3 protein-coding genes are annotated in these 2,333 nt (G+C 75.6%); 1 reads left to right on the forward strand and 2 read right to left on the reverse strand.

The features are described from left to right. Positions 1-826, forward strand: an 826-nt coding sequence (locus tag CKO13_RS11695) for a hypothetical protein (protein WP_200261234.1), incomplete at its 5' end; no start/stop codon positions are given. Between the two features lie 14 nt (positions 827-840). Here the strand turns inward: CKO13_RS11695 and CKO13_RS11700 are convergent. Both CKO13_RS11700 and CKO13_RS11705 read right to left on the reverse strand, forming a co-directional pair. Next, entirely contained in the window at positions 841-1,617 is a 777-nt protein-coding gene (locus CKO13_RS11700; RefSeq protein WP_200261236.1) for an ATP-binding cassette domain-containing protein, read from the reverse strand. Next, positions 1,614-2,333: MlaE family ABC transporter permease (locus CKO13_RS11705; RefSeq protein WP_200261238.1), on the reverse strand; the 720-nt coding region annotated here is incomplete at its 5' end. The genes CKO13_RS11700 and CKO13_RS11705, both read right to left, overlap by 4 nt.

Raw genomic sequence — 2,333 nt, forward strand, 5'->3', positions numbered from 1 at the left:
CCGGGCGAGCTCCTGGGGCGTCCGCCGCCGGGAGTCCCCGGCCAACGCCCGCAAGCGGGGTATCGCCCGCTCCGAGGAGGGCGACCAGCTCTGGGAGAGCGGCGACGCCGCGGCGGCGGCCTCCGCCTACCGCGAGGCGGTGGAGCTGCTCATGCACGCCCTCTCGGAGGAGAGCGATGCGCCGCTGCGCCGCGATATCGGGGTGACGTTCGAGCGCCTCGGCGACGCCCTGTTCGCCACAGAGGGGCCGGCGGCGGCCCTGCCCGACTACCACCGCTGGCGGCACATCGCCGAGCGCCTGGCCGTGGAGCAGGGGACGAGCCAGGCGCGCCGGGACTGGAGCGTGGCGCTCAACCGCGTCGGCAACGCCGTCCGGGCCCTCGACGGCGCCGAGACCGCGCTGCCCTACTACTACAAGGCCCTGGAGCTGCGCGAGGAACTCGCCGAGGAGCAGGGCACCCTGCGCGCCCGGCAGGACTGGGCGCTGGCGCTGGAGCGGGTCGGCGCCGCCCTGGAGGCCATCGAGGGCAACGGGGCGGCCCTGTCCTACTACCGCCGGGCCCTGGAGCTGCGGGAGGCCTTCGCCGGCGAGCTGCGCACCCCCGAGGCCCGCCGCGCCTGGGGCCTGGCCTACGAGCGCGTCGGCATGGCCGTGCTCGAGGCGCAGGGGGCGAGCCAGGCGCTGCCGTACTTCGACCGCCTCGCCGAGATCTTCGAGGCGCTGGCCGACGAGCTCGACACCCCGCAGGCGCAGGAGGAGCGCAGCAAGGCGCAGACGATGCTCGGCAAGGTCCAGGCCTCGGCCTTCCACGACGACGAGGCGTAGCCGGGGCGCGGCGGCTACGGCTGCGCGGCCCGCTGCGCGGCGCGCCCCCGGGGGCCGCGGAAGTAGGCCTGGACCCACTCGTGGTCGACGGCGGCGACCTCCTCGAGGGTGCCGACCGCCAGGACCCGCTGCTCGGCGAGGACCGCCACCCGGTCGCAGGCGGCGTACAGGGTGTCGAGGTCGTGGGTGACCAGGAAGACCGTCAGCCCGAGGGCGTCGCGCAGGGTCACCAGGAGCCGGTCGAAGGCGGCGGCGCCGATGGGGTCGAGCCCGGCGGTCGGCTCGTCGAGGAAGAGCAGCTCGGGGCAGAGGACGAGCGCCCGGGCGAGGGCGGCGCGCTTGACCATGCCGCCGGAGAGCTCGGCGGGGAAGCGCCCGCCCGCCGCCGGCGGCAGCCCGGTCAGGGCGAGCATGACGCCGGCGAGCCGCTCGGCCTCCTCGCCCGGCAGCCGGGCGTGCTCGGTCAGCGCGAGGGCGACGTTCTCGGTGAGGGTCAGCGACGAGTAGAGCGCCCCGTTCTGGAAGAGCACCCCGATGCGCTGCTCCAGGCCTGCCGGGGCGGTATCGGGGCCGAGGCGCTCGCCGAGCAGGCGGACCTCCCCGCCGGCCGGGCGCAGCAGCCCGATCAGGGTGCGCAGCAGCACCGTCTTGCCGCTCCCGGAGCCGCCGACCAGGCCGAGGACCTCGCCGCGGCGCACCGTCAGGTCCAGGCGGTCGTGGATCACGCTCCCGCCGATCCGGGTGACGAGGCCGCGGATCTCGATGGCCGGCCCGGGGTCCGCGGCGCTCACCAGCCCACCTCGACGAAGAACAGCGCCGCGGCGGCGTCGAGGATGATGACCCAGAAGATCGACTGCACCACCGCGGAGGTGGTGTGGGCGCCTACGGACTGGGCGTTGGCGCCGGACTTGAGCCCTTCCCGGCAGCCGATGACGGCGACCACGAAGGCGAACAGCGGCGCCTTGACCAGGCCGGCGAGGTAGTGGGAGGCCTCCACCTCGCCGACGAGGGCGGCGAAGCGCGACGGCGGCAGCTCCACCAGGGGGACGACCACCGTGGCGCCGCCGGCGAGCCCGCAGATCACGGCGACGAAGCTCAGCAGCGGCAGGGCGATCACGAGCGCCAGCACGCGGGGGGCGACGAGCATCTCGAGGGGGTTGAACCCCTGGGCGCGCATGGCGTCGAGCTCCTCGTTGGCCTTCATCGCGCCGATCTCTGCGGTGAAGGCGCTCGCCGAGCGCCCGGCGAGGAGCACGGCCGTGAGCACCACGCCGAACTCGCGCAGGAAGGCGTAGGTGACCAGGTCCACCGTGAAGACCGCCGCGCCGAAGCGCCCGAGCACGGTGGCGCCGAGCATGGCGACGACGGCGCCGACGGCGAAGGTCAGCAGGGCGACGATGGGCACGGCGGCGGCCGCCGTGCGCTGGAGCTGGTGGGACAGCGCCGCGAGCCGCCAGCGGTCCGGCCGCAGGGCGCCGGCGGCGAAGGTGGCCACCACGACCCCCAT

The sequence above is a fragment of the Halorhodospira neutriphila genome, assembly GCF_016584055.1.
GTDB classification, from domain to species: domain Bacteria; phylum Pseudomonadota; class Gammaproteobacteria; order Nitrococcales; family Halorhodospiraceae; genus Halorhodospira; species Halorhodospira neutriphila.